This window comes from Novosphingobium sp. BL-A-41-Hi4B-X5A (genome assembly GCF_055521705.1).
The window spans coordinates 614275-640168 of sequence record NZ_CM145500.1 but is presented as its reverse complement, the minus strand read 5'-3'; the positions used below and the strand labels follow the sequence as shown (position 1 = coordinate 640168).

At 63.1% G+C, this 25894-nt stretch carries 23 protein-coding genes; 8 read left to right on the top strand and 15 right to left on the bottom strand.

Features of this window, described 5'->3' with window-relative positions; translation table 11 throughout:
- The first annotated feature begins 2 nt into the window (after positions 1–2).
- A complete protein-coding gene (locus ACZ1JY_RS02910) occupies positions 3–173 on the top strand; it encodes a hypothetical protein (protein ID WP_162896055.1) in 171 nt (56 codons plus the stop codon).
- 202 nt (positions 174–375) lie between these two features.
- Here the strand turns inward: ACZ1JY_RS02910 and ACZ1JY_RS02905 are convergent, their stop codons facing one another.
- Genes ACZ1JY_RS02905 through ACZ1JY_RS02895 form a run of 3 tightly spaced genes read right to left on the bottom strand, consistent with a single transcriptional unit; the run spans position 376 to position 4189 of the window.
- The gene (locus ACZ1JY_RS02905) at positions 376–855 is read right to left on the bottom strand and encodes a hypothetical protein (protein WP_011445585.1); all 480 of its coding nucleotides are present in this window, start codon (positions 853–855) and stop codon (positions 376–378) included.
- On the bottom strand, positions 852–2984 hold the full coding sequence (locus ACZ1JY_RS02900; protein ID WP_010890943.1) for a tyrosine-type recombinase/integrase: 2133 nt from the start codon (positions 2982–2984) through the stop codon (positions 852–854). The genes ACZ1JY_RS02905 and ACZ1JY_RS02900 overlap by 4 nt, the downstream gene beginning before the upstream one ends.
- A complete protein-coding gene (locus tag ACZ1JY_RS02895; protein WP_010890944.1) occupies positions 2975–4189 on the bottom strand; it encodes a tyrosine-type recombinase/integrase in 1215 nt (404 codons plus the stop codon). Before ACZ1JY_RS02895 ends, ACZ1JY_RS02900 begins: the two co-directional genes overlap by 10 nt.
- A 171-nt stretch (positions 4190–4360) precedes the next feature.
- Here ACZ1JY_RS02895 and mazG point away from each other — a divergent pair, with 171 nt between their 5' ends.
- Positions 4361–5146: a nucleoside triphosphate pyrophosphohydrolase gene (gene mazG, locus ACZ1JY_RS02890; RefSeq protein ID WP_465130298.1), complete on the top strand. Its 786-nt coding sequence runs from the start codon at positions 4361–4363 to the stop codon at positions 5144–5146.
- Here mazG and hflX read toward each other — a convergent pair.
- From hflX to dusB, 7 genes are all read right to left on the bottom strand, one after another.
- Entirely contained in the window at positions 5123–6472 is a 1350-nt protein-coding gene (hflX, locus tag ACZ1JY_RS02885) for a GTPase HflX (protein WP_465130940.1), read from the bottom strand. The genes mazG and hflX overlap by 24 nt on opposite strands.
- Complete coding sequence (gene hfq, locus ACZ1JY_RS02880) at positions 6469–7044, bottom strand: RNA chaperone Hfq (RefSeq protein WP_205525184.1); 576 nt, start codon at positions 7042–7044, stop codon at positions 6469–6471. The genes hflX and hfq overlap by 4 nt, the downstream gene beginning before the upstream one ends.
- 189 nt (positions 7045–7233) lie before the next feature.
- The gene (ntrX, locus tag ACZ1JY_RS02875) at positions 7234–8619 is read right to left on the bottom strand and encodes a nitrogen assimilation response regulator NtrX (RefSeq protein WP_168903330.1); all 1386 of its coding nucleotides are present in this window, start codon (positions 8617–8619) and stop codon (positions 7234–7236) included.
- A gap of 13 nt (positions 8620–8632) precedes the next feature.
- Positions 8633–10807 carry a sensor histidine kinase gene (locus tag ACZ1JY_RS02870; protein ID WP_168903329.1) on the bottom strand — a complete coding sequence of 725 codons (2175 nt, stop codon included), beginning with the start codon at positions 10805–10807 and terminating at the stop codon, positions 8633–8635.
- A 140-nt stretch (positions 10808–10947) separates the two neighbouring features.
- Positions 10948–12387, bottom strand: a complete 1440-nt coding sequence (locus ACZ1JY_RS02865; protein WP_465130297.1) for a sigma 54-interacting transcriptional regulator — start codon at positions 12385–12387, stop codon at positions 10948–10950.
- Entirely contained in the window at positions 12387–13502 is a 1116-nt protein-coding gene (locus ACZ1JY_RS02860) for a two-component system sensor histidine kinase NtrB (RefSeq protein WP_465130296.1), read from the bottom strand. The genes ACZ1JY_RS02865 and ACZ1JY_RS02860 overlap by 1 nt, the downstream gene beginning before the upstream one ends.
- Positions 13499–14542, bottom strand: a complete 1044-nt coding sequence (gene dusB, locus ACZ1JY_RS02855; RefSeq protein WP_118073911.1) for a tRNA dihydrouridine synthase DusB — start codon at positions 14540–14542, stop codon at positions 13499–13501. Before dusB ends, ACZ1JY_RS02860 begins: the two co-directional genes overlap by 4 nt.
- 103 nt (positions 14543–14645) lie before the next feature.
- On the opposite strand from dusB, the gene ACZ1JY_RS02850 reads away from it, so the two are divergent.
- Genes ACZ1JY_RS02850 through ACZ1JY_RS02840 form a run of 3 tightly spaced genes read left to right on the top strand, consistent with a single transcriptional unit; the run spans position 14646 to position 16891 of the window.
- Complete coding sequence (locus tag ACZ1JY_RS02850) at positions 14646–15806, top strand: bifunctional 2-C-methyl-D-erythritol 4-phosphate cytidylyltransferase/2-C-methyl-D-erythritol 2,4-cyclodiphosphate synthase (RefSeq protein WP_465130295.1); 1161 nt, start codon at positions 14646–14648, stop codon at positions 15804–15806.
- Positions 15807–15826: 20 nt separating this feature from the next.
- Positions 15827–16378: a hypothetical protein gene (locus ACZ1JY_RS02845; RefSeq protein WP_465130294.1), complete on the top strand. Its 552-nt coding sequence runs from the start codon at positions 15827–15829 to the stop codon at positions 16376–16378.
- A gap of 9 nt (positions 16379–16387) precedes the next feature.
- Positions 16388–16891, top strand: coding sequence for a CinA family protein (locus tag ACZ1JY_RS02840; RefSeq protein ID WP_156135681.1), 504 nt, complete (start codon positions 16388–16390; stop codon positions 16889–16891).
- On the opposite strand, the gene ACZ1JY_RS02835 is transcribed toward ACZ1JY_RS02840, so the two are convergent.
- A complete protein-coding gene (locus ACZ1JY_RS02835) occupies positions 16852–17313 on the bottom strand; it encodes a type II toxin-antitoxin system RatA family toxin (protein ID WP_465130293.1) in 462 nt (153 codons plus the stop codon). The two genes, ACZ1JY_RS02840 and ACZ1JY_RS02835, sit on opposite strands and share 40 nt — an antisense overlap.
- 7 nt (positions 17314–17320) lie before the next feature.
- Positions 17321–18259, bottom strand: coding sequence for a lipoyl synthase (gene lipA, locus ACZ1JY_RS02830; protein WP_465130292.1), 939 nt, complete (start codon positions 18257–18259; stop codon positions 17321–17323).
- 66 nt (positions 18260–18325) lie between these two features.
- Between lipA and ACZ1JY_RS02825 the strand changes: the two genes are divergently transcribed.
- The gene (locus ACZ1JY_RS02825; RefSeq protein WP_465130291.1) at positions 18326–18976 is read left to right on the top strand and encodes a carbonic anhydrase; all 651 of its coding nucleotides are present in this window, start codon (positions 18326–18328) and stop codon (positions 18974–18976) included.
- Positions 18977–19050: 74 nt separating this feature from the next.
- On the opposite strand, the gene ACZ1JY_RS02820 is transcribed toward ACZ1JY_RS02825, so the two are convergent.
- Positions 19051–20361 (bottom strand): tetratricopeptide repeat protein, encoded by a 1311-nt coding sequence (locus tag ACZ1JY_RS02820; protein WP_465130290.1) that lies wholly within the window; start codon positions 20359–20361, stop codon positions 19051–19053.
- A 316-nt stretch (positions 20362–20677) separates the two neighbouring features.
- Between ACZ1JY_RS02820 and gyrA the strand changes: the two genes are divergently transcribed.
- Positions 20678–23434 carry a DNA gyrase subunit A gene (gene gyrA / locus ACZ1JY_RS02815; RefSeq protein WP_465130289.1) on the top strand — a complete coding sequence of 919 codons (2757 nt, stop codon included), beginning with the start codon at positions 20678–20680 and terminating at the stop codon, positions 23432–23434.
- The gene (locus ACZ1JY_RS02810; RefSeq protein WP_118073919.1) at positions 23431–23784 is read left to right on the top strand and encodes a DUF952 domain-containing protein; all 354 of its coding nucleotides are present in this window, start codon (positions 23431–23433) and stop codon (positions 23782–23784) included. The genes gyrA and ACZ1JY_RS02810 overlap by 4 nt, the downstream gene beginning before the upstream one ends.
- A gap of 10 nt (positions 23785–23794) precedes the next feature.
- Here the strand turns inward: ACZ1JY_RS02810 and ACZ1JY_RS02805 are convergent, their stop codons facing one another.
- Positions 23795–24976 carry a serine hydrolase domain-containing protein gene (locus tag ACZ1JY_RS02805; protein WP_118073920.1) on the bottom strand — a complete coding sequence of 394 codons (1182 nt, stop codon included), beginning with the start codon at positions 24974–24976 and terminating at the stop codon, positions 23795–23797.
- Between the two features lie 61 nt (positions 24977–25037).
- Complete coding sequence (locus tag ACZ1JY_RS02800; RefSeq protein ID WP_162896057.1) at positions 25038–25877, bottom strand: NYN domain-containing protein; 840 nt, start codon at positions 25875–25877, stop codon at positions 25038–25040.
- Positions 25878–25894 lie beyond the last annotated feature (17 nt).

The window sequence follows — 25894 nt, the reverse complement described above, 5'->3', positions numbered from 1 at the left end:
GCATGGACAGTTACGATACAGTGCGCATCATCGGCATATCCATGGCGCTGGTCCTGGCCATTGCTAATTTCAAAGGCCGTGAGATCGGACTGTCCGACGGGCTGAGGATGGCGGCATTATGGGCCTTTCTCTTTATCGTGGGGGCTCTGATATTTACCGTGTTGAGGTGGTGACGACACAACCCAGTGCAGCCTTAGTTAACATATATCAACACCAATTCGTGTCTTGTGTCCTAGTTTCAATGGTTTGCAGGCGATAAACCTGTCCATTGTGTTTCGCTCATAATTTGGACGATCAAGGGAGTTGGAAGTGCAAGACGCCGTAGGCGGCTCACTTCCTACTCGCTTGATCGTAACCCGATCGCAGCGTGACGGTTCAGTCTTCAGAGGAGGGCAGCGGCTCGGGCGACTGTCCCGGTGATACGCGAGCTAGGACAGCCGTGTAGAGCTGACGCCAGTGTTCCGCCTTACCGCGCTCACGCTCGGCCGTTCGGTCCGCCTTAGCCCTTTCGGCACGGGCATCCCGGAGCTCGGTCTCAAGGCGCTCGATCTTGTTGCGGAGTGCCGCTTCGATGTGCCGATATTCCTCGGGCGTTCGCAGCGGGACCTTCTTGCCGTCTATCACCTCGGTTTCCGCGCGGGTTTCGACGCGTTCCTCGCCGATCTCGTCGGCGAAGTTGTTGTAGAGGTACTGGCGGCTGACCTTTGCTTCACGTGCCACCGAGACGAACGTCACAGCCTGCCTGGTGTCGCGCAGCCGCATGATCGCATCCTCGACTGCAGCGCGCTTCTCTGCGCTACGACGGCTGCGGGCATCGTTGAGTGTTGCGATCCGCAGATCCGGTCCCATGGTCATGACGTCGCTTCCTCTCGAGCAGTGGCCGGCCTGTAGCGCTGCTTTTCACCCTTGTAGAGGCCGTGCTCCTCGATGGAGCGGATGATGGTGTCGGTGTTGTGGACCGCATCCTTATTGCGTTGCAGGCGCTTGCGCGTGATGTCGGCCATGCGGGTCTGTCCGCCTTCCTCGTAGTTCTGCGCTTCCTGCTCGAGCCCTTCGATCGCGGCGTAAAGTCCGGCCCGTTCACAGCGGAAGTGCTCCACGTCGCCGCCATCGGCGCGGAAGAACCGGCAGGTCAGGCAGGCGTGGGCGTGCTCGCACCATTCGCCGAGTTGCCCTGGCAGCGTGCAGGCGCCGCCGCAGACCCGCGTGGCCAGCATGGTTTCCTTGCGCAGCAGGAGATCGCCGACCGCTTCGTCGACCTTGCCCGCGATTGTGAAGAACTGGCCGCCACCCTTTCGCAGCAAGGCGTTCTTCTTGAGATCGAGACGCTTGTTGACGTACATCGACGCCATATCCGGCGAGGCATGGCCGAGCTCGAACATGATGCTCAGGATGTCGTGGCCTTCGGCCGCCATTTGTGTCCCTCGATGGTGGCGCAACGGATGCCATGAGAAGTCGAACGGCTTGCCTTCGCCATCGACGATCCCGTGCCTGAGGCACAGCATCCTGAGCTCCTGCAAGGTCCAGTTGTAGCCGAGGAACGATTCCCGCTTGCCGTAAAAGACGGGGAACAGGTATTTCGTGGCGCGCCCGTAACGCTGCCGGACGCGATCCTGCTGGGCTTCGATCAACTCGATCATGGCCCGGTGCGCGGGATCGGTCGCCAGCAAGGGCTTGGTGTTCCAGCGGCTGACCTTGTTCTGCCAGAACGTGAACAGCATGAACCGCTTGTCGTGCGGATCGGGCCGCAGGCAGTCGAAGAGCAAGGCATGCAGGTCTTCGGCTCGCGCACCGGTGGTGATCCCGATCATGAAGATTACCGGGATAGGGGCAGGCAGTTCATCGAGCCTGGCCATCATCGCGGCCAAGGCCTCAGGAGGCGCCGCCCGGTTGGCGCCCTCTCGCGAAGCGTAGAGCCGGTTGCGCGGGTCATCCGGTGCCTGCTTGTAACGGATGCGCCGCGCCGCGCGCTTGTCGAGCGCGATCCGCGGCCATTCCCCCGGCAGTAGCACCGGTGCTGCCCGCATCAGTTGGACGATGTCGGTGTACCAGTTCTTGCCGGCGGCATTGCGCGCGTTTCCCCATGCAAGATAGCGCTCCATCGTTAGTTCGTTGATCTTCGCAGGACCAGCGACGGATTCTTCGTGGAGGAACTGCGCAAACAGCCGTAACCGAGATCGCATCGCGATCACCGTTCTTGGCGCAAATTCCCCATGTGCGACCTTGTCGAGCAGGAAGCCGCGCATCAGCGGGCGCAGCCACGGCTCGAAGTTCAGGAAGTTGATATAGGTGTCGCTTCGCCGTTGCCGATCGCGGAAGCGTGTGTCCTCCTCGCTGTAGAGATCGTTGAGCAGGATGATGTCGCGGTCATGCATCGGTGCCATCTGCGCCCGGTTGATGATCGCGAAGCGATGGATATCACCGAACAGCTGCACTTCCGGTGAGCGGAACTCGCTGGTGACGATCTTGCCGCCCCGGATCCACTGGCGGGTCTGGCTTTGCCTGCGCCGTCCATAATTCGCGCCATACCAGGCGGCGTAGCACTCCAGCACTGCATCGTTGTGGTGGTTCCGTTTGCGCGCACCCTCGTCATCTGATGGCGCGAAGCCGGGGTGAGGGATGTCGGCAAGGCAGCCCGCCTCAAAGTGACCAAGCAGGTCCGCGCCTTCCTCTACCAGATAGCGGATCACCGGGATCCGGCGCTGGAACCAGTGGGCGTCCGCCTTGCGATCGTCGAGAACGGATACCGCCAGGTAAGCCTTGATCTCGTTGGTGAGTACCGGAACCGCAGCCTGAAGCGGCAAGCTTGCGTATGTCTGGCTCAGCCAGGGATGGCCGAACACCTCACCCATCATGGCGTCCGACCAAATGGGATTGGCGACGAGGAGGGGGGATATCTCCGCGAGGCGCCCCTCAAGCCAGTTGTTGTAGCGATCGGTATCGTGCGGCGTGCCGCCGACGAGCGCCAGCGGCGTCAGGCCCATCGCAGATCCTTTCCGAGCAGCTCAGCCTCGCGAAGTTTCTCAAGCCTTTCATGCACCTCGTCGGGTCCTGTGAGGTAAAGCCTGCGGATTTCCGAGGCGAACAGGTGCTGATAGAACGCCGCTGTCGTTTGCGGGCTGGCATGCCCGAGCCGGTCGGCCACTTCGAGCAGGCTGTATCCCGCCGCGATCGCCTCGGATGCATGGCTGTGGCGGAACATGTGCCAGCTGAAGGCGATATGGGTGCGCTGCTCCAGCAGGCCCGCGAGCTTCTGCGCGTAGGACAGGCTCATGGCGTGCCCGATGACGCCGGCTTTGACATTGGTGAAGACGTACTCGGCGCCGGACTCGAAGGCTGGCAGATATTCGTCGCTGGTGATGTAATCGACGTACATGTTGAGCACGTAGTCGTGCACCGGCACACCGCGCGTCCGGCCCGATTTCGCACGGGCCTCATTGGCATTGTCTTCGCGCGGAACGACCCAGATGACCTTTTCGGCGAGATCGATATCGACATGGCGCAGGCCCAGCGCTTCACCGATCCTAAGGCCGGTGTTGTAGAGCAGCACGACCAGGAAGGCGTCGCGCGCGAGCCCGCAGGCCTCGATCAGCCGCAGAACCTCGCTCGGCGTCAGCCGCTTCTTGAGCACCTGCTGCTGGACCCGGCCGGGATCGCCCGAGAGATAACGGTCTTTGCGCCGTGTCGTCCGTCGCTGGCTGATATGCTCAAGGAACGGCTTGTAGATCCGGTGGCCGTCATAGGCCTTTGTGACCTCGGTCGTATCGACCGCGAAGTCGTCAGTGCCGTTGTAAAAGCGGTAGAACGATTTGACCGCGAGCTGGATCTGGTTGCGCGTCGATGGTGCCAGAATCCGCGTTTCCTGCTTGCGTAGCAGGATCAGCCGAGGACTTGGCAGCGCATCCTTTCGGCGGGCAAGCCGCCAGGCAAGGAAGCTGTCATACAGCGCAACCGTGGCTTCATGGATGCCGGCGCCGTTTGCGCCGAGGAAGCTAGCGAAGTCCACAACGTGGCGAACATAAGCGCGGATCGTGTTTGGTGACGCATGGGTCTGTTCGAGATGGACGATCCAGTGACGAAGGCACTCGACGACATCGCCGTCATCATCCAATACCGTCCACGACCGGCGACCGCCGGGCATTTCGATGCGCGCAGCCTGCCAGGGCGTCGTAGCGAACGGAGTGGACACGGTCGCTGATACTGTTGAAAGACCCCCGTGACTGCAAGCCTTTCGCCATCACACTGGACACAGTTTACATGGACAGTTATGGTATCGGTATTTACATAATCATTATTATCAAATCTGATCTGACGGGTCGGCCGCCGTCCCAACCCAAGTCAACATAACCGGGAAATGACCATGAGCGCAGCTTCCACGCCCAATCTCTCGCGGCTCCTCGCCATCATGGCGCGCCTGCGTGATCCTGCGCGCGGTTGCGAATGGGATTGCGCGCAGACTTTCGCAACGATCGCACCGTACACGATTGAGGAAGCTTACGAAGTCGATGACGCCATTGCCCGCGGCGACATGGCTGGATTGAAGGAAGAACTTGGCGACCTGCTGCTCCAGGTCGTGTTTCACGCGCGGATGGCCGAAGAACTCGGCCTGTTCTCGTTTGACGACGTTGCCGCTGCGATTTCGGCAAAGATGGAAGCGCGGCATCCCCATGTCTTCGGAGATGAAAGCGACGAAGGTCAATCGCGTGAGGATCGCTGGGAAAGCGCCAAGGCCGCTGAACGTTCGTCAAAGGGTGCGACCAGCGCCATGGACGGCGTTGCACTGGCGCTTCCAGCACTCATGCGGGCTGAAAAGCTGCAAAAGCGGGCTGTCAGGCAAGGCTTCGACTGGCCCGATCCCTCCGGCGCGGCCGCCAAGGTTTATGAGGAAATACAGGAACTTGCCGATGCATCCTCAGACGCAGAGCGCGTTGCGGAAGCCGGTGACCTACTTTTCGCTGCGGTCAACCTCGCGCGCAAGCATGGCGTCGCACCCGAGGAAGCGCTGCGCCAGGCGAACGCCAAGTTCGAGCGGCGCTTCAGGGGCATGGAGCAACTGGCCGAGGGCCGCTTTGCGCAGCTGACCCTCGACCAGCAAGAAGAACTCTGGCAGTCCGTAAAAGCCTCAGAGCGCGGTGAAACGGCCTAGTTCACGCTGGGTCAATCGCACCCTGATGCGCAGCGCCGGCTCGCCTTCGGCAGTCTCCGCCTCGGCTTCGTCCTGGATATCACCATGGGCGTGGAGCCAAGCCAGACGCTGTCCATCCGACAGCGGAATGGTGAACTCCAGCGTCTGCGCTCCGCCCGTCAGCATCTGGCCGAGTTGCTCAAGCAGGGCTTCGACGCCCGCACCAGTCAGCGCGGAAATGGGCACCACCGGAACCTCGGCAATCCGCGCCGAGATCAGGTCCTGCCGCATAGCTTGCTCTTCATCGGTGAGCAGGTCCCATTTGTTCCATGCCTCGACGATGGGAATTTTCGAGCCCCCTTCCCCGATCACATCAAGATCGGCGAGGATCTGCTCGACCTCCGCCTTCTGATCCGCCGTTGCCGGATTGGACACGTCGCGCACATGCACAATAACGTCCGCCGCAGTGACTTCCTCAAGCGTTGCGCGGAAAGCCGCCACAAGCTGCGTTGGCAGTTCGGAAATGAAACCCACGGTGTCCGAAAGGATGGCCTTCTCGACGCCCGGCAAACGAATTGCCCGCATCGTGGGGTCAAGCGTAGCGAACAGGAGGTCTTCCGCCATGACGTCAGCGCCGGTCAGGCGGTTGAACAGCGTGGACTTCCCGGCGTTGGTGTAGCCGACCAGCGCAATCACTGGCCAAGGTGCGCGCTGGCGCCGCTCGCGATGGAGCCCGCGCGTGCGCCGCACCTGTTCGAGCTCCTTGCGCAGCCGCGCCATGCGCCCGCGGATCTGGCGACGGTCCGCCTCGATCTGGGTTTCACCCGGCCCCCCCAGGAATCCGAAGCCACCGCGCTGACGCTCAAGGTGGGTCCATGACCGCACGAGCCGCCCCGCCTGGTAATCGAGATGCGCCAGCTCGACCTGCAGCCGGCCTTCGGCGGTTGCCGCACGCTCGCCAAAGATTTCGAGGATCAGGCCCGTCCGGTCGATGACCTTGCGCTTGAGCTTTTCCTCGAGGTTGCGCTGCTGGATCGCCGAAAGCGAACCGTCAACGATGACCAGCTCGGCGTCTGACAGGTTGCAGGCCACGCCGATGCGTTCGACCTGCCCTTCACCGAACAGGGTCGCAGGACGGACGGCACGGATCGGCAGGATGAAGGCATCGACCACTTCGATGCCGATGGCACGAGCGAGGCCCTGCCCTTCTTCAAGGCGGCTTTCCGCATCGGTACCAAGTCCCCCTCCCCGCTGCTTGATATCGGGGAGGACGACAACGGCGCGCGCGCCACGGGTGACTTCACCGGCAATCTCGCCGGTGTTGTTGCCAAATTCAAAAGTACTCAGGAATCCTCACCATCCCAGTCGCCGGTGAGATCAACATGACCGGCAGGCTGAATTGTCGAAACGGCATGCTTGTAGGCGAGCTGGACGTAGCCTTCGCGCTCGAGCAGCATGCAGAAGAGATCATAAGACGCGACCTTGCCCTGCAGCATGACGCCGTTCACCAGGAACATAGTCACCTGCACGCCGGAATCGCGCACGCTGGACAGGAACACTTCCTGCAGCAGGCGGGCCTTCTTGCCGTTTTCCTCACCACCTGTCTGGAAGTGCGCAACCGAAAGCTGCTGCCCGGGCATGATCGTCGAGATCGCGTGCTTGTAGACCAGCTGCGACTGGCCATCGCGGCGCAGCAGAATCGAGAAGTTGTCGAACCACGTGACGATGCCCTGCAGCTTGACACCCTTCACGAGGAACATCGTGACGGGAATCTTGTTCTTGCGTAGGTGGTTGAGGAAAAGGTCCTGAAGGTTCTGCCCCTTGCCACCGCTCGGGCCGGTTACGGGCGCCGAAGTCTCCACAACGGGAGCGGGTTCGGGCTTGGGCCGAGGGCGGGCAGACAAGGTCTTTCCGGTCATTTCACGTGACTCCGTTTTCTATTGGCTCAGCCCTGCGGGGGCTTTCGCGATCTGGCCTTCGTGCGGATCACACTCCGGCCGGGTTCATTGACGAGTTTAAGTCCCCCCGCACGTTCCGTAAACATGGGAATTTGCACAGGGTTCCGAATTAATGCGTATTCACAGGCGCCAATTCAATATCTTTTGCGATCAATCCTCGTCTTCATCCTCGCGCCGTTCCGCCATGCCGAGCAGCTTGAGCTTTCGATGCAGGGCCGAGCGTTCCATGCCGATGAAGCTTGCAGTCTTTGAAATGTTGCCGGAAAACCGCCTGATCTGGACCTTCAGATACTCGCGCTCGAAGTTCTCGCGCGCCTCGCGCAGCGGCACGCCCATCAGGGCAGAACCTGCGGAATCTCCGCCCATCGGAGTGCTGACGATCTCCGACGGCAGCATGTCGGAGTCAATCCGCGCCAATCGGTCACGCGGTGCCAGAATCACCGTCCGCTCGACCACATTGCGCAACTGGCGCACGTTGCCGGGCCAGTCATAGCTTTGCAGGGCCGCCATCGCCTCGGGCGAGATTGCAGGCGGCGCCACGCCCTGCTCGCTGGCGTAGCGGGCAAAGAAGTGATCGACCAGCGGCGGGATATCGTCGCGCCGGTCGGTCAGCGACGGGATCGCCACCGGAACCACGTTGAGCCGGTAATAGAGATCTTCGCGGAAGCGGCGTTCGGCGATTTCTTTTTCCAGCGGGCGCGACGAGGACGAGACCACGCGAACGTCCACGCGCAACTGGCGATGGCCGCCAACGCGGGCAAAGGACTGCTCGGTCAACACGCGCAGGATTCGCGCCTGGCTCGACGCGGGCATGTCGGACACTTCGTCGAGGAACAGCGTCCCCCCGTCCGCCATCTCGAGCAGCCCCGCCCTCACCAGTTTGCCGTCGATCTCCTCGCCGAACAGCTCCTGTTCGAAGCGCTCGGGCGTGATGCGGGCTGAATTTACCGTGATGAACGGGCTCTGCGCGCGCGGGCTCCATGAATGAAGCAGGCGCGCCGCAACTTCCTTGCCGGAACCGGCCGGGCCAGTGATCAGCAGGCGGCTGCCGGTATTGGCCACGCGCTTGAGCGTCGCGCGGACCTGGTTGATCGCCGAGCTGTTGCCGGTGAACTCCTCGGCCATGGCAAATCCCTGGCGCAGGCGGGCATTCTCGCGGCGCAGGCGCTCGGTCTCGGTCGCCCGTTCCACCAACAGCAACAGACGCTCTGCCTCAAAGGGCTTTTCGAGGAAATCCATGGCCCCGCGGCTGATCGCGGAAACCGCGGTGTCGATGTTGCCGTGGCCTGAGAAGATGATGACCGGCAGTTCCGGCTCGCGCTTCTTGATTTCGTCGAGGACTTCCAGCCCGTCCATCGGGCTGCCATGGAGCCAGACGTCCAGCAAAACGAGGCTCGGACGGCGCTCGTCGATCGCGGCGAGGGCTGAAGTGCTGTCAGCCGCAAGCCGGCAGCCATAGCCTTCGTCGGAGAGAACGCCTGCGACCAGTTCGCGGATGTCGCGTTCGTCGTCTACGATGAGGATATCGAGTGCCATTGCTTGGGTCCTGTCAGTCCTGTTCGGCCATTGCGCTTGAAGTGGAAAGCGGGTCGCGGGCAAAGCGCATGGTCACGCGCGTCCCTCCGCCGGGTTCGGGGGTGAAGGCCATCTCGCCGCCGTGCTCCTCGACGATCTTGTGAACGATGGCCAGGCCCAGGCCCGTGCCCTTTTCCCGCGTGGTCATATAGGGTTCGAGAATGCGCTCGCGCTCAGCCGGCAGACCGATGCCATTGTCGGTGACGCTTACCGTGACCGTGTCGTGGTCTCCCGCCAAGGTTACCGCAATGCGCCCGCGATAGTCGACTTCCTCGCCCTTTGCCCGCGTTTCAATAGCTTCGACCGCGTTCTTCAGCACATTGGTCATCACCTGGCCGAACTGATGGCGGTCGCACTGCAAGGGCATGGATGCAGCATCGCAGGCAAAGCTGAAGTCGATTCCCGTATGCGCCACTTCCTGCAGGAATAGCGATTGCCGAACGAGATCGCTGGCGTCCTCGGCCCGGAAAACCGGCTTGGGAAGCCGGGCAAATGAGGAAAACTCGTCCACCATCTTCCGCAAATCGCCCACCTGCCTGATGATGGTGCTGGTCAATTCTTCGAACAGTTCGGGATCGTTCTCGATCTGGCGGCCATAGCGGCGACGCAGCCGTTCGGTGGCCAGCTGGATCGGGGTCAGCGGGTTCTTGATCTCATGCGCAATTCTTCGGGCAACGTCCGACCATGCGGCGCGGCGCTGGTCGAGCAGTTGCCGGGTAATGTCCTCGAACGTGATGACATGCCCGTTGCTGTCCTGCACGACGCGCACCGCCAGCGTGCGCAGATCACCGCCGAGCGGATACTGGATGACGTTGTTGGGCTGACCCGAGGTCACCAGCTGCGCGAAAACCGGCGAAACATCCGCGAGAGGGCGGCCGATGGGGTTATGCGCCGCGTCTGCAAGAAGCACGCGCTGTGCGGACGAGTTAATCAACTGAACTGCGCCATCCCGCCCGATCGACACGATGCCCGCGGTGATCGATTCAAGAACCGCCTCGATGAACGCGCGGCGCACCTCGAGCTGCGCGTTTGCGGTAACGAGTGCCTGGGTCTGACCTTCCAGCTGCTGGGTCATGCGGTTGAACGCACGCGCCAGAAGGCCAACCTCGTCGGTCCCGCTGTTCTGGGCCACGCGCATCGAAAAGTTTCCGCTGCCGATCGTGCGGGCGGCGGATACGAGTTCGGCGAGTGGCGCCACCTGCCTGTCGGCAAAGCGCAAGGCCGCCCAGACGGCTACGCCAACCAGCGCGAGGCTGACGCCGAACAGGGCGAGATTGAAGCGCAATTGCAGCGCCCTCGCCCGGGTCGTCAGCATGTCATAGGATTTGAGCACGGTCTGCGCTCGCTCCCATTGCTGAAGCGCGAGTGCGTTCGAAGTCCGCGCGGCGAAGAGATAGATGCCTCGGCCCTTGTCGATGGGCGTTACCGCTTCGATCCGTTCTGCCGATGCGCGCACGACCACTGCCTCGCCGGCATCGAGCCGTTTCAGGTCTGCCTGCGTGACGCGCTGCTGGCGGTCGGTCTTTTCGGGATCGACAATCGCGGCCGTGCGAAGCGTGCCGTCGCCTGCGCGTTCGAGAATGGCGGATTCGTTGAGCTGGCGGCTGAGAACCTGAAAGGAGTAGCCTTCGGCAAATTCGGTCGAGGTGATCGGCGCCTGGTCCAGGTAGTCACGGATGTCCCCGGCCATGGTGACCGTCTCGTTGCCGACGTCGCGCAACTTGTCCTCGTAATACCCCCGCGCCAGCTTGTTCGCATTTTCCAGCATGCCGCGGGAATTGTCCGAGAACCAGAATTCCACGCCGGACTGGAACAGGAACGAGGCAAAGATCACGACCAGCAGAGTCGGAATTGCCGCGATCAACGAGAACAACCAGACCAGCCGGACGTGCAAGCGTCCGCTCGAGCCGAGCACGCTTTGTGCTGCGCGTCTGATCGCAAGCCGTCGGCCCCACAGGATCTGCAGGGCCATTGCGGGAACAAGCGTTCCGATCAGCAGACTCGATGTGAGGCGCGAAGGCAGGATCTGGCCTTCGCTGCCGCTGCTGGTGACTGTCAGCCAGCTAACTGCCAGCATCAACGCCAGGACCGTAGAGGCGGCAACTTCGAGCAGGAAGAACACGTTTGCCCGACGCAGGCCGACGGCCATTCGCCGTACCCAACGCGGCATCCTGCGGACCGTGACTCTTGGCTCCTGCGTCATCGTTGCATGGTCACAACACCACTGTTGCAGAAATGCAAGAGGAAACCGACGAGTGTCTGGCCGCAGGCGACAAGCGTCACCTACCGTCAGTCACGTAGGGCAAAGTCCTCTGCGGTGATGGCCAGCTCCGAAAGCCGCTTTCGCAACGTATTGCGATTTATGCCGAGGATCTGTGCGGCGCGCAGCTGGTTGCCACCAGTCTGGCTGAGGATCGCCGCGAACAGGGGGCGTTCGAACGCTGCAAGCGCTGCGTCATAGACGTCTCCCGGTGCCGGGCTGTTGCTCGAAAGCCAGTGCTCGACGGCCGAGGCGAGGTCACCTGGTGCAGAGCCGGTCGTGTCCTGCAGCTCCTGGGTTGCAGAGCCGCCTTCCGCGTGGACCAGCAGGGGTTCGATCGCCGTGGCGTCGATGATCTCATCACGGGCGAGCAGGGCGAGCCGGTAGATGAAATTGCGCAGTTCGCGCACGTTGCCCCGCCACGGCTGGCGCGAAAGCAGCTCGGCGCCGGACTGGGTCAATTGGCGGCGTGGCAAGCCTTCGGCGGCGGCATTGGCGAGGAAGTGGCGGGCCAGCGCTTCGATGTCGTCGGCCCGTTCGCGCAAGGGCGGCAGTTCGATCGGCACGACGGCAAGGCGGTAGTAGAGATCCTCGCGGAACGTGCCTGCGGCGATCATCGGCAGGAGATCGCGGTTCGTGGCGGCGACGATCCGGCAATCCAGCGTGATCTCGTCACGCCCGCCAACGCGCCGGATCCGTCCCGACTGCAACGCGCGCAGCAGGCGCGTCTGGGCCTGCATGGGCATGTCGCCGATTTCGTCGAGGAACAAGGTGCCGCCGCTTGCCTGTTCGAACTTGCCGATCGAACGAGCGACGGCGCCGGTGAACGCGCCCTTCTCGTGGCCGAACAGCTCGCTCTCGATCAGCTCGGCGGGGATGGCAGCAGTATTGACGGCGATGAACGGTCCTGCCCGGCGGTTGCCGAGCTGGTGGATCGCTTCTGCCACCAGCTCCTTGCCAGTGCCGGATTCGCCCAGGATCAGCACTGTCAGATCGTTGCGCAGGACGCGCGTGATCATGCGGTAGACCGCCTGCATTGCAGCGCTGCGGCCAACCAGCGGCAGCCCCTGCGTCACGTCCTGCGGCACGTCGATCTCGGCGGCCTCGGCCTTGCCGATGGCCTGCGTGACCGTGCGGACAAGTTCCTCGAGGTCGAATGGCTTGGGGAAGTATTCGAACGCCCCGGTCTCGCTGGCACGCACGGCCGTATCCAGCGTGTTCTGTGCCGAAAGAATGATGATCGGCATCGAGGGATGCGCATCGCGTACCGATGCCAGCGTCTCGATCCCGTCGCCGTCGGTCAGCATCACGTCGGTCAGCAACAGGCGGTAGTCGGCGCCCGCAAGATGCCGGTCACGCCCGGCCACCGAATCGCAGTGATCCACGTCGAAGCCTTCGGCTTCAAGGGCAGCAGTGATGACGAGGGCGATCGAAGCATCGTCCTCGACCAGAAGAACGCGCTTGGTCATCAGGGCACCGATCCGGCAACGGGGAGGTGTATACGGAAATGGGTCAGGCCATTGGCCTCGTCCCGGTCATGCGTGATGCGCCCGTTCATCTCGCGCACCAGCTTCTGTACCAGCGCAAGGCCAAGGCCCTGCCCGCTCTTCTTGCCGGTCACGAACGGCTCGAAGATGTGATCGCGCAGCTTGGGGTCGATGCCCGGACCATTGTCGGACACGCGCAGTTCGATCGGCAGGCGCAATGGCTTTCCGCCCGGCCCGACATGCAGCTGGATACCGCTGGCAAAGCGCGTACGCACCGAAATGCGTGGCTGCAACTGTTGCTGGCAGGCTTCCCGCGCGTTGCTCAGCAGGTTGAGCAGGACCTGTACCAGCGAATCCGCATTGGCTGTCACCGGCGGCAGCGAAGGGTCGAACTCCTCTTCGATCACCACGTTCGAGGGGTGCCCCGCAACCAGCACCGCCTCGGCGCGGCGCACTGCCTCATGCAGGTTGCACTCCTGCGCCGGCTCGGCACTGCGGCGGGAGAGCGACTGCATCTGGTCGATCAGCTTGGCGATACGGTCGACCTCAGCCGTGATCAGCCCGGTCATTGCCCGGTCCCGCTCGCTCAGCTTGCGGTCGAGCAGTTGCGCCGCGCCACGGATGCCGGCCAGCGGGTTCTTGATCTCGTGCGCCAGCACCTCCGGCGCGCGCAGGGCAACGCCCTCGCCACCGCCAGCCCCTCGCCCGTCGCCGGTGAGCGCCTCGACGCCCACGCCTTCGTGCAGCATCAGCAATTGCCAGCCCGGGCAGTGGGTTACCGGGCTTGTCATCACGTCGAACGTCCGGACCGGTTGCCCCATGATCCGCACGCCTACCCCGCGTGCGAACAGGTTGGCCTCGCCATCTGCCAGTCGCCCGAGGATCAGCGGTTCCTCGAACTCGAACAGTTCAGCCACGGACTTGCCCACCAGCCGCCTATAGCTCTGGCCCATCAACTGCTCGGCCGCCGGATTGACCGAGGCCACCACCAGTTCCGGATCAAGCTGCAGCAGCGCCAGCGGCAGGCTGGCGACGACGCGCTTGGGATCCGGCTTCTGCCCGGGCTCGGTCCTGCGCCAGTCGGGCAGCAAGCTCATGCCGCCGCGCGCTGCCCCACTTGCGCCGAGAGGCTGTGCTCGATCGCGCGCTTATAGAAATCGGCAAGGTTGGCGAGCACCGCCTTGGGGTCGTCGATGAAGTTGACCTTGTTGCGGAAATCGGCCGAACCGTGGAGGCCCTTGGTGTACCACCCGATATGCTTGCGGGCCATGTTGACCCCGGTGACCGTGCCGTAATGCTCCTGCATCGCCTCATAATGTTCGACGATCAGCGCGTACTGTTCGGGCAGGGTCGGATCGGCCAGGCGCTCGCCCGTTTCGAGCCAATGCATGACCTGACCGAGCAGCCACGGCCGCCCATAGGAGCCACGACCGATCATCACCCCATCGGCACCGCTCTGTTCCACTGCGGCGGCAACGTCCTCGATCGCGCAGATATCGCCATTGACGATGACCGGAATCGATACCGCGTCCTTCACGCTGCGCACGAAGCCCCAGTCGGCATTGCCCTTGTACATCTGATTGCGCGTGCGGCCATGGACCGTGATCATCTTGGCACCGATATCTTCGGCAATCCGCGCGAGTTCCGGCGCGTTGAGGCTGTCATGGCACCAACCCATGCGCATCTTCACGGTCACCGGCACCTTAACCGCCTTGACCGTCGCCTCGATCAGGCGCGTGGCGAGCGGAATGTCGCGCATCAGGGCAGAACCGGCATCGCCGTTTACCACCTTGCGCACCGGGCAGCCCATGTTGATGTCGATGATCGCCGCGCCCTGCTGCTCGACCAGCTTGGCTGCCTCGGCCATCTGCGCCGGATCGCAGCCGACCAGTTGCATCGAAACCGGCTCCTCCATCGGGTGCCACGCCGCTTTCTGGATCGACTGGCGCGTCTCACGGATGGCAGCCGGGCTGGCGATCATCTCGGTCACGTTGAGGCCCGAGCCGAACCGGCGCACGATCGTGCGGAACGGCAGGTCCGAAACGCCGGTCATCGGCGCAAGCACGACCGGGCAATCGACCGTGACAGGGCCGACCTGAATGGGCTTGAGCACGGGCGGAACGGGAGCTTCGGACATCGGGATCAAATCTGCCTAAAAAACAGGCAGGCGCTTAGTCGATTACAGGTGAAACGGCAAGACGGTTGCTCATGGCCCCCAAGCGCTGGTAGAGGCGCCGCGAATGAGCGATCCCCTTCCCTCCCGCACCGGGCCGGTGGCCGCCGTCGTCGTGGCCGCAGGCAAGGGGCTGCGCACCGGCGGCAGAGTGCCCAAGCAGTTCGTTGCCTGGCGCGGCAAGCCGCTCGTGCGCCATTCGGTCGAGGCACTGGTCGAGGCCGGCATTGCCCCTGTTGTCGTGGCTATCCCGCAGGGGTTCGAGGCCGAGGCCGCGCAGGCGCTCTCGGGCCTGCCTGGCATCCGCTTCACCCACGGCGGCGCAACGCGGCAGTACTCCGTCCGCCTTGCCCTGGAAGCGCTGGAGCATGATGCGCCTGCGCGTGTGCTGATCCACGACGCGGCCCGCCCCGCGCTGCCACAGGCGGTGATCGCCGCGCTGCTCGGTGCTCTCGACCGGGGCCTCGCGGCAATCCCGGTGCTCCCGGTCGTCGACAGCATGATCCGCGGCATCGACGACGCAATGGCCGAAAAGGTCAACCGCGAGGAGCTGTTCCGCGTCCAGACTCCGCAAGCCTTCGACTACGCCGCAATCCTTGCCGCGCACCGGGCGTGGACGGGCGAACCCGACGCGGGCGACGATGCCCAGGTTGCTGCCTCAGCGGGCATTAATGTGCTTCTTGCCAATGGCGATGAAGTGCTGCGCAAGATCACTTTTGCCGCCGACCTCGAGGAACAGGACATGACCCGATTGCCCCGCACCGGCATGGGCTTTGACGTGCACCGCCTTGTCGAGGGCGAAGAGCTCTGGCTGTGCGGCGTGAAGATCGCGCACAGCAAGGGTCTGTCGGGCCATTCCGACGCCGACGTTGCGATCCACGCGCTGGTCGATGCGCTGCTTGGTGCCGTCGCCATGGGCGATATCGGCGATCACTTCCCGCCATCCGATCCGCAGTGGAAGGGCGCATCGTCCGACCGCTTCCTCGCCCACGCTGCACATCTCGTCCGGGAAGGCGGGTACGAGATCAGCAACGTGGATGTCACCATTATCTGCGAGGCCCCGAAGATTGGCCCGCACAAGTTCGCGATGCGCGAGGCCCTTGCCCGGATTCTCGGGATTGACTCAGGTGCGGTCTCGGTCAAGGCGACGACTACGGAACGCCTTGGCCTTACCGGCCGGGGCGAAGGTATCGCGGCACAAGCGGTGGCGACGGTCGTCCCCCGCTGATCCGCAGGAGCAAAGACGTTATGGTCTCTTCCCGTGTTCTTTTCGCCGCGCTTGCAGGTGCAGCGCTCATGCAGGCCCAGATGGCCCAGGCGGCAACTGCGACGGCACCCTGCCTCAGTGAAAACGAAGTGACCGCGCTGGTCGGCTACGCCCTGCCCTCGGTCATCGACGGCACGATGAAGGGCTGCAAGCCGCACTTGTCCGCGAACGGCTACTTCGCCACTCGCGGCACCGAGTTCCTGAACCGCTATGCCGCGCGCAAGGACCAGAACTGGCCGCTCGCAAAATCCGCATTCCTCAAGCTTGGCGGTTCGAAGGACGCCAAGATGGCAGACATGATGCAGAACCTGCCGGACAACGCCGTACAGCCGTTTGTCGAGGCCATGGTCAGCGAAATGGTCAGCGGCGAGATCAAGCCTGACCAGTGCACTGCGATCGAACGCGGCGTGCGCATTCTTGCGCCCCTTCCGCCGGAAAACACCGCAGAGCTGGTGACTTTCATCCTGGTCATGGCCGACAAGCCGAAGCCCGGCAAAGCCTCGTCGTTCCCAATCTGCAAGCCGGCGGCCTGATCAATGCCGATGGAAAGCCTGCTTCCTGAAGAGATTGGCGATCTTGCGCGTCGCGTGATTGCCGAAAATGCCGCCCTCGGCCGCAAGGTCGCCGTCGCCGAGAGCTGCACCGGTGGCCTTGTTGCGGCCGCCCTTACCGAAGTTCCTGGCAGCTCCGCAGTGCTCGATCGCGGCTTCGTGACTTATTCCAACGAGGCCAAGAACCAGCTTCTCGGCGTGTCGGAAGATCTCATCGATACGTTCGGTGCGGTATCGATCGCGGTCGCGTGGTCAATGGCGCAAGGCGCGCTCAAGAAGTCCGGTGCCGATGTTGCTGTAGCCATCACCGGCGTCGCTGGCCCCGATGGCGGATCGGAACAGAAGCCGGTCGGCACCGTCGTCTTCGCCTGCGCCAAGCGCGGCGAAGATCCGGAAGCAACCAATGCCGAGCTCAAGCTGTTCGACAGCGCCAGCACGCGCGCCGAAGTGCGCTTTCAGGCGACACTGACCGCGCTGGAGCTCTTGCTGCCGTAAAGCTGTTCGGCCCTCTTCTCGAACGCGGCGACCATCTTGCGGAATGCCGCGTCGAGATACTGGCCGGCGAGCTTTTCGAAGATCGCGCTGCGGAAAGTGAAATCGACGCAGAAGTCGATCACGCAGCCGCCGTCGGGTCCATCCCGAAAGGTCCAGTCGTTCTCGAGCCGCTTGAGCGGACCGTCGATATATTCGACCTTGATCGACCGTGGCCGGTCCTTGACCACGCGCGAGGTGAACTTCTCGCGCAGCGCGCTGAAGCCGACGAGCATGTCGGCGATCATCTCGCCTTCACTGTCGGACTTGATCCGGGTGGCCACCACCCACGGCAGGAACTCCGCATAACGGCGCACGTCGGCCACAAGGTCGAACATCTGTTCGGCCGACCATTGCAGCGTGCGGGTTTCGGTTATCCTCGGCAAGTCGGGCCTACAGTCCGACCTTGGCAGCGGCCTTTGCCAACTGGGCATCGCGCGCGGCGCGCATGGCCCGGAAATCATCGCCAGCATGATAGCTGGATCGGGTCAACGGGCTCGCCGCCACCTGCAGGAAGCCCTTGGCGCGCGCGATCGAGCCATAGGCTTCGAACGCCTTGGGCGTCACGAAGTCGATCACCTTGGCGTGCTTCGGCGTCGGCTGCAGATACTGCCCCATGGTCAGGAAGTCGATCTGCGCCGAGCGCATGTCGTCCATGACCTGGTGAACCTCGAGGCGCTCTTCGCCAAGGCCAAGCATGATGCCCGACTTGGTAAAGATGCGCGGATCGTGGCGCTTGACCTGTTCGAGCAGGCGCAGCGAAGCATAGTAGCGCGCGCCGGGGCGGATCGTCGGATAGAGACGCGGCACCGTTTCGAGATTGTGGTTATAGACGTCCGGCCCTGCCTCGACGATCGATTCGACGGCGGCTTCCATCTTGTTGCGGAAGTCAGGCGTCAGAATCTCGATCGTGGTATTGGGCGTCAGTTCGCGCAGGGCCTTGATGACCTTGACGAAGTGGCTGGCGCCGCCGTCCGGCAGGTCGTCACGGTCGACCGAGGTGATGACGATGTGCTCCAGGCCCATCTTCGCTGCCGCCGTCGCCACGTTCATCGGTTCCATCGGATCGACGGCACGGGGCATCCCGGTCTTCACGTTGCAGAACGCACAGGCGCGGGTGCAGACCTCGCCGAGAATCATCACCGTGGCGTGCTTCTTGGTCCAGCATTCGCCGATGTTGGGGCAGGCCGCTTCCTCGCATACGGTGTTCAGGCCAAGCTCGCGCATCAGGGCGCGGGTCTCGCCATAGCCCTTGCTGGTCGGAGCCTTGACGCGGATCCAGTCGGGCTTGCGCTGACGTTCGGGGCGGAGGTTCTGGGCCGGTTCGGTCATGCCGCCCAGATAGGCCGTTACGCCAGCACTTGAAAGACCCAATCTATGTGGTCATTAGCACAGGCCATGACCCAGGCTTCCCCCGAACTAGACCGCCTCATCGCAGGCTATCGCCGCTTCCGCGAAAGCGGCTGGACTCCGAAGCTGGAGCGCTGGCGCGAATTGCGCGAAGGCCAGGAACCGCAGGTGATGATCATTGCCTGCTCCGATAGCCGGGTCGACCCGGCGCAGATCTTCGATGTCGATCCGGGCGAAATCTTCGTGGTGCGCAACGTCGCGGCCATGGTGCCACCGTTCGAAACCAATCCCGGCCATCACGGCGTCTCGGCGGCGCTCGAATTTGCGATTCAGGTACTGAAGGTCAAGGAAGTCGTGGTCATGGGCCACGGCATGTGCGGCGGCTGCAAGGCCGCCCTGACGCAAAGCCTCAAGGGCACCGAACCCGGTGAAGGCGGCTTCGTGGCAGACTGGATTTCGCTGCTCGATGATGCGCGAGAGGACGTCGTCTCCCACTTCGGGACCGAAGGACATGAAGCCGAGCGCGCAATGGAGCAGGCCGGCGTTCGCGCCAGCCTTGCCAACCTGCGCACGTTCCCATGCGTCCGCCGCAAGGAGGCGAGTGGCGAGCTCAAGCTGCGTGGTGCATTCTTCGCCATTTTAGACGGCGTGCTGCACGTGCTGGACGAACCCAGCGGAGAATTTGCTCCGGTCAACTGATCGGGGGAACCGCTCCACATGCAAAAAGGGCGGCCTGCGATGGCCGCCCTTTTCGTTTGCAGAAAGCCTCAGGCTTATTTGGCCTGGGTGTTGGCGAAAGCCAGCCACAGGCGGCCGAGCGTCGCACGGGCACCGCCGACCTGAGCGAAGGTCGCCTTGGCGTCGGCGAACTTGTCCTGGTCGAGCTGCGCGATGCCGAGGCGGGTCAGCGCGCGGTCCTTGTCGATGCCGCCCTTCTCGATCGCCATCTTGTAGAACTCTTCCGCCTTGGCGGCTTCGTCATACGAAAGATAGGCGTCAGCCATGGCCATCGGGCTCTTGCCGTCCTTGGCAGCGCGCGCTTCCTTGTCGAGCGCCGGCAGAGAAGCCTTGTCAGGAGCAATGCGGCCCTTGGCCTGCGAGATAGCATCGTTCACGAAGGCGTCGTTGGCCTTCAGCACGCCAGCCTGCACGCCCATGTTGGCAACCTTCAGCACTTCGCCCGGCAGGCGGCGCGGGTCGGCCGCTTCGATGTACTCGACGTATTCACGCTCGACGTACTTCGGATCGTTCTGGAACCCTCCCGAACGCATCAAAAGACGGCCAAGGTCCAGCGATTCCTGGTTGGTGAACTGGCTGAACTCGCGCACCAGCTGGCCGGCGCCGAGCCAGTTCAGCGGGGTCGGGTTGTTCTCGACCATCAGCGTCGACCATTCGATCGCCTGCGGCCCGAGCTTGTTCTTGTAGGCAATCAGGTTGGCGCGCTTGAACCAGCCTTCCGGCACTTCGGCACCGGCAGCCTTGCGCGCATCGACCGCCATCTTCAGCGCGGTCAGCGCCTCGGCATTCTGGCCCTGCTGCGAGTACGAGTCTGCCAGCAGCTCTGCCGCGGTGTCGTCCTTGTAGTTCGCCTGAACGACCGGGGTCAGCGCCTTGACGGCGGTAGCGTAGTCCTTGTTCGAATAGGCGAAGTTGCCGAGGTAGAACTGGTACTCGGTCACGTTCGCAGCCGGAACCTGCCCGCTGTCGAGCATGTTCTGGATGCCGCGCTGGCGCATTGCGATGTCATTCAGCGTACCGCCGATGCTGACGGCCCAGCCACCGGCCGCCATGCGGTCGAGCGGGGTCTTGATCGCAGCCTCAGCCGCAGCGAGTTCAGCCGGAGCGTTGGCCAGCAGCGCCTTCTGCGCAGCGGCATCGGCGCCCTTCTTCTTGGCTTCGTCAAGTGCGGTCACGGTCTTCTGGATCGGGCCAGCAGCAGCCACGAATTCCTTGGAATAGCTGGCCTTCTCGGCCTTGGCTTCCTTTTCCTTGGCGAATGCCGCGGTCGACGTGACCGACAGTGCGCCGGCCGAAAGCACGAGGGCCATCGCCGTCTTGCCAATCAGTCCGAAAGTAGCACGCATAGAAATCGTCTCCTGTTCGACCGGATGCATCAGCGGGAGCGACCCTGCCCCGACACCTTCGCACCCCGGTGTCCTCTCACCTCTGGTCGATCCCGCTAGTGGCGCGGAATTGGGCCCTTGGCAACGGTTTGCGCACTATCCTTTTCACGGTGAACGCCATTTGAATGGCGCCTCGTCCCAATATTCATGCATCTGGTCGCAGGTGTGGAAAACCGGTGTCGTTTAGGGACCACGGCAGCCCGATTGCTGGCTATCGTGCGGCAATTGGCCTAGGGCCATCTTTCATCCCTTGTAGCTATAACGAAAAGCAGTTCCCGTGAGCGACGACACCACGATCATCGACCCCCCAGTCCCCGCCCCGGAAGGCGAGTTCCAGCGGATCGACATCGTCGACGAAATGAAGACCAGCTATCTCGATTACGCGATGAGCGTGATCGTCAGCCGCGCGCTGCCCGATGTGCGCGACGGCCTGAAGCCGGTCCATCGTCGCATCCTGTGGACCAGCCATGAAAACGGCTTCGTCTCGACCAAGGCCTATCGCAAGTCCGCCCGTATCGTCGGCGATTGCATGGGCAAATATCACCCGCACGGTGACGCCGCGATCTATGACGCCCTTGCGCGCATGACGCAGGATTGGTCGATGCGCCTGCCGCTGATCGACGGTCAGGGCAACTTCGGCTCGATGGACCCCGATCCGCCGGCCTCGATGCGCTACACCGAAGCGCGCCTTGCCAAGGTCGCGGATTCGCTGCTCGCCGATATTGACAAGGACACGGTCGACTTCATCCCGAATTACGATGGTTCGGAGCATGAACCGCAGGTCCTGCCCGCGCGCTTCCCCAACCTGCTGGTTAACGGCGCAGGCGGCATCGCCGTCGGCATGGCCACGAACATTCCGCCGCATAATCTGGGCGAAGTGATCGACGGCTGCCTTGCCTACATGGACAACCCGCTGATCTCGATCGACGAGCTGATCCAGATCATCCCCGGCCCCGATTTCCCCACTGCCCCGCTGATCCTCGGCACCGCTGGTGCCCGCAAGGCCTATCACGAAGGCCGCGGCTCGATCATCATGCGCGCACGCCACCAGATCGAGGAAGGCCGGGGCGATCGCCGCTCGATCGTCCTCACCTCCATCCCCTATCAGGTCGGCAAGTCCGGCCTTGTCGAAAAGATCGCCGAAGCAGCCAAGGACAAGCGGATCGAGGGCATCTCCGACATTCGCGACGAATCCAACCGCGAAGGCGTGCGCGTCGTCATCGATCTCAAACGCGATGCCACGCCCGAAGTCGTCCTCAACCAGATCTGGCGCAACACCCCTGCGCAGTCGAGCTTCCCGGCCAACATGCTGGCCATCCGTGGCGGCCGCCCGGAAGTGCTCAACCTCAAGGACATCATCGAGGCATTCGTCCGCTTCCGCGAGGAGGTCATCACCCGCCGCACCAAGTTCGAACTGAACAAGGCGCGTGACCGGGCGCATATCCTGCTCGGCCTCGTCATTGCCGTCACCAACCTCGATGAAGTCGTGCGCATCATCCGCGGCTCGCCCAACCCCGCCACCGCGCGCGAGACCCTGCTCGCCCGCGAATGGCCGATGGGTGAGATCGCGCCCTACATCAAGCTGGTCGAGGCAATCGAGGACGCTGGCGTCGCCGATGCCGCCACTTATCGCCTGTCCGAAATCCAGGTCCGCGCTATTCTCGACCTGCGGCTCCACCGCCTCACCGCGCTGGGCCGTGACGAGATCGGCGAGGAGCTCGAAGGCCTCGCCACCGCCATCGCGGAATACCTCTCGATCCTGGCAGACCGCGTGAAGCTCTACGGCGTCATGCGCCAGGAACTGCTCGAAGTCCGCCAGGCCTTCGCTACGCCGCGCCGCTCGGAATTGACCGCGCCTGCCGACGGGATCGAGGACGAGGACCTGATCGAGCGCGAGGACATGGTCGTCACCATCACGCTTGACGGCTATATCAAGCGCACCCCGCTCTCCACCTTCCGCGCCCAGAACCGTGGCGGCAAGGGCCGCTCCGGCATGGCGACGAAGGACGAGGATGCCGTGGCGACGATGTTCGTCACCAGCACCCACACGCCGGTGCTGTTCTTCTCGACCGCAGGGAAGGTCTATCGCCTCAAGGTCTGGCGTCTTCCCGAAGGCGGGCCGACCACGCGCGGCCGTCCGGTCATCAACATGCTCCCAGCGCTCGACAAGGACGAGACCATCGCCACCGTCCTGCCCCTGCCCGAGGACGAGGCAGAATGGGGCAAGCTCTCGGTCGTCTTCGCCACGGCCAAGGGCAACGTCCGCCGCAACTCGATGGACGCCTTCGCCAACATCCCGTCGAACGGCAAGTTCGCGATGAAGTTCGAAGAGGACAGCCAGGATCGCCTGATCGGCGTCGCCCTGCTCGAAGCCAGCGACGACGTGCTGCTCGCCACCCGTTCGGGCAAGGCCATCCGCTTTGCCGGCGACGAAGTGCGCGAATTCACCAGCCGCACCTCGACTGGTGTTCGCGGCATGACGCTCAAGGGTGACGACGAGGTCATCTCGCTGTCGATCCTGCACCGCGTTGGCACCACGCCTGACGAGCGCGAGGACTACGTCCGCTTCGCGCCGTGGAAGGGCGAGAAGGAAGGCGAACCTGCCCTGTCGGCCGAGCGCTACGCCGAACTTCAGGCACGCGAGCAGTTCATCCTCACCGTCTGTGCCAACGGCTATGGCAAGATGTCCTCGGCTTACGAGTACCGCCGCACCGGCCGTGGCGGTCAGGGCATCACCAATATCGACAACATCGGCCGCAACGGCCCGGTCGTCGCCAGCTTCCCGGCAACTCAGGCCGACCAGCTCATGCTCGTCACCGATCAGGCCAAGCTCATCCGCCTGCCGCTCGATTCCCTGCGTGTGATCGGTCGCGGCTCGGCAGGCGTGCGCCTGTTCAACGTCTCGGGTGACGAGCACGTTGTCAGTGCTGTCCGCCTTGCCGAGGGCGAAGGCGACGATGCCGAGGCGACCGAGGCCAGCAACGGCAATGAAAGCGCAGCACCCGCGGCACGGGAAGGCGGCACTGCCGAATGACTGACCTCCCCCTCCTCGCCTACAAGGTCCTGACCGGTCCGCAGATGGCGCAGCTCGAGGCGGATGGCGTGTTCAAGGGTGCTCCGGTCGATCTGGCGGATGGCTACATCCATCTGTCGACCGAGGCGCAGTTGACCGAGACGGTCGAGAAGCACTTCGCCGGGCAAGACGATCTCCACGTCGCCGCCGTCGATCTCGCCGCGCTTGGCGCTGCGGTAAAGTGGGAGCCGTCACGCGGCGGCCAGTTGTTCCCGCACATCTACGCCGATCTGCCGTTGAACGCGGTCGTCGCCTATTCTCCGCTGGAGCGGGACGAGGACGGAACGGTCAGGTTGCCGATCGCAAGCTGACCTTCCGGGCTCACTCGCCCGCGTCGATCAACACCTGTACCTTGCGATAGAAGGCTTCGCGTTCCTCGGGCTGCGGTCCGGCACTGGCGCGCGGCCAGTCGGAGTTGGTGGCAATCACCAGCTTGCGCTTGGGATCGATGAAGATGCCCTGCCCGAAAATGCCTTGGGCGGCGAAAGTGCCGTCGTCGTTGGTCCACCACTGGAAACCATAGCCTCTTCCCGCTCGGCCAATGTCCTTTTGCTTTGACGTGGCTTGCGCAAACCAGTCCGCCGGCACGATCTGCCTGCCATCGCGCCCCTTGCCACCGCCCATGACGAACATCCCGAAGCGGGCATAGTCGCGCGTCGCCGCCTGCAGGCAGCATCCTCCGATTTCGAGACCCGTCTTGCCCAGCAGCCAGGTCGCCTCGGCCTCCATTCCCGCCGGCTGCCACACCTTCTCCTGCAGATAGGCTGAGAGCGATTTGCCCGTGGCCGAACTGACCAGCACGCCGATCAGGTTGGTCTCGCCGGTATTGTAATGCCACACCTCGCCGGGCGGATGGGCACGCGGCAGCTTGCGCATATAGCTGACGGTCGCATCGAGCCCGTTTTCCGGCTTGGCGCGGTTGAACTCGGCAACGTCCGAATTCGGATCTTCGTAATCCTCGTTCCAGCGCACGCCAGATGACATCGTCAACAATTGCCGCACGCTCACATCATCATAGGCGCTGCCCTTGAGGCCGGGGATATACTGGCTGACCTTGTCGTCGAGGCTCTTGATTGCTCCATCCTGCAACGCCGCGCCGACCAACGTCGAGGTGAAGGATTTCGCCACCGAAAAGCTCGTCCAGCGGCCCTTCGCATCGAAGTCCAGCCCGTAGCGTTCGAGCCGCACCTTGCCGTCCTGCACAATGACCAGCCCCGCCGTGCGCTGGTGGTCCATGAAATCATCGAGCCCCGGTACTGTCAGAGGCTTGCCGGCAGGGAGCGGCAAAGCCGTAGCCGAAGGCGCGATCGTGTTGGCCTTGGCCAGAAACGGCAGCCGGTCCATCGCCCGGAAAGCCGCATCACGCTGCCCTTCCCGCCATGAAAGCACGTCGGCATTGGTCGGCAAAGCCAGCAGGATCCCGCGCGTTTCCTTGTCGAGCGAGGCAAACCCGGCGCCCCCCGCCAGCAACGCCGCCCCCACCAAAACCCAGCGCTTCCGCATCCATCGCTCCCGTTATTGACACTCGGGACAATAGCGAGCGCTGGCTGGGCGGCAAGAGACGTCAGGCCGCGATCCGAATCTGCGATTGCGTTGAGCCCGCAATCTTTTCCACGACGAAGCGGCTGTCCTTCTTGAAAACCTGCAACCAGCTTTTCGATCCGAATGTAGCAGGTTGCAGCTTCGCTTGGCCCAGAACGGTTGCGAGTTCAGGTAATGGGACCCATTCCCGCTGCTTTGCGATCGCGCTCAGCGCTTCACGGACTTTGGACCAGTGCGCGTCGTCTGTTCTTGGCAAATTGCGGGCTTCTTCTGGCTTGGTGGGCGTCGCTTTGACCTTGGTTCCAACCTTTGAAGAATTCGCAGATGACTTACTTGCTGCAAGAACAACATGATATTTTGTGCAACTATTCCGCAGCTTCTGGTCCGCAGCATCACTGCCGAAACCGTGAACCTCACGGCCCTCTGAGCGGATAAAACTGACCAGAGGCTGGAAGTCGCGGTCTCCAGACGCGATGCACAAGCACTCGAACCCCTTGCGCAGCATGATTTCAACCGCCTCTACGGCCAAGGTTATGTCCGTTGCATTTTTGCCATGCTTCGAGGGCGTCACCTGCCTCACGTCTAGTGGATGGTTTTGAGCGTGGACTATCCATTCAGAATGCGCGCCAGAAGCAAAGTTTCCGTAGACCCGGCGCACCTGAATATCGCCGAGCGCCATTGCAACTCTCTCGATCTTCGGCAAAACGCTCGCTGGCAAATTTTCTCCATCAATCATGATGGCCACGCGCTTCTTGGTCACTTCAGTAATCATCCAATGACTATTGCGGATGAAGCCTAATGATTTCCCAACAAGCCACCACATCGGATCGAAATGCTTTCCTACACTGCGTGATTTCGCCATGGTTGCACTCGCCCGCA

Coding starts and splice junctions, on each gene's coding strand:
- ACZ1JY_RS02910 (WP_162896055.1), top strand. CDS start 3: ATGGACAGTTACGATACAGTGCGCATCATCGGCATATCCATGGCGCTG.
- ACZ1JY_RS02905 (WP_011445585.1), bottom strand. CDS start 855: ATGACCATGGGACCGGATCTGCGGATCGCAACACTCAACGATGCCCGC.
- ACZ1JY_RS02900 (WP_010890943.1), bottom strand. CDS start 2,984: ATGGGCCTGACGCCGCTGGCGCTCGTCGGCGGCACGCCGCACGATACC.
- mazG (WP_465130298.1), top strand. CDS start 4,361: ATGAGCGCAGCTTCCACGCCCAATCTCTCGCGGCTCCTCGCCATCATG.
- hfq (WP_205525184.1), bottom strand. CDS start 7,044: ATGACCGGAAAGACCTTGTCTGCCCGCCCTCGGCCCAAGCCCGAACCC.
- ntrX (WP_168903330.1), bottom strand. CDS start 8,619: ATGGCACTCGATATCCTCATCGTAGACGACGAACGCGACATCCGCGAA.
- ACZ1JY_RS02870 (WP_168903329.1), bottom strand. CDS start 10,807: ATGGCCGTCGGCCTGCGTCGGGCAAACGTGTTCTTCCTGCTCGAAGTT.
- ACZ1JY_RS02865 (WP_465130297.1), bottom strand. CDS start 12,387: ATGACCAAGCGCGTTCTTCTGGTCGAGGACGATGCTTCGATCGCCCTC.
- ACZ1JY_RS02860 (WP_465130296.1), bottom strand. CDS start 13,502: ATGAGCTTGCTGCCCGACTGGCGCAGGACCGAGCCCGGGCAGAAGCCG.
- dusB (WP_118073911.1), bottom strand. CDS start 14,542: ATGTCCGAAGCTCCCGTTCCGCCCGTGCTCAAGCCCATTCAGGTCGGC.
- ACZ1JY_RS02850 (WP_465130295.1), top strand. CDS start 14,646: ATGAGCGATCCCCTTCCCTCCCGCACCGGGCCGGTGGCCGCCGTCGTC.
- ACZ1JY_RS02845 (WP_465130294.1), top strand. CDS start 15,827: ATGGTCTCTTCCCGTGTTCTTTTCGCCGCGCTTGCAGGTGCAGCGCTC.
- ACZ1JY_RS02840 (WP_156135681.1), top strand. CDS start 16,388: ATGGAAAGCCTGCTTCCTGAAGAGATTGGCGATCTTGCGCGTCGCGTG.
- lipA (WP_465130292.1), bottom strand. CDS start 18,259: ATGACCGAACCGGCCCAGAACCTCCGCCCCGAACGTCAGCGCAAGCCC.
- ACZ1JY_RS02825 (WP_465130291.1), top strand. CDS start 18,326: ATGACCCAGGCTTCCCCCGAACTAGACCGCCTCATCGCAGGCTATCGC.
- ACZ1JY_RS02820 (WP_465130290.1), bottom strand. CDS start 20,361: ATGCGTGCTACTTTCGGACTGATTGGCAAGACGGCGATGGCCCTCGTG.
- ACZ1JY_RS02810 (WP_118073919.1), top strand. CDS start 23,431: ATGACTGACCTCCCCCTCCTCGCCTACAAGGTCCTGACCGGTCCGCAG.
- ACZ1JY_RS02805 (WP_118073920.1), bottom strand. CDS start 24,976: ATGCGGAAGCGCTGGGTTTTGGTGGGGGCGGCGTTGCTGGCGGGGGGC.
- ACZ1JY_RS02800 (WP_162896057.1), bottom strand. CDS start 25,877: ATGGCGAAATCACGCAGTGTAGGAAAGCATTTCGATCCGATGTGGTGG.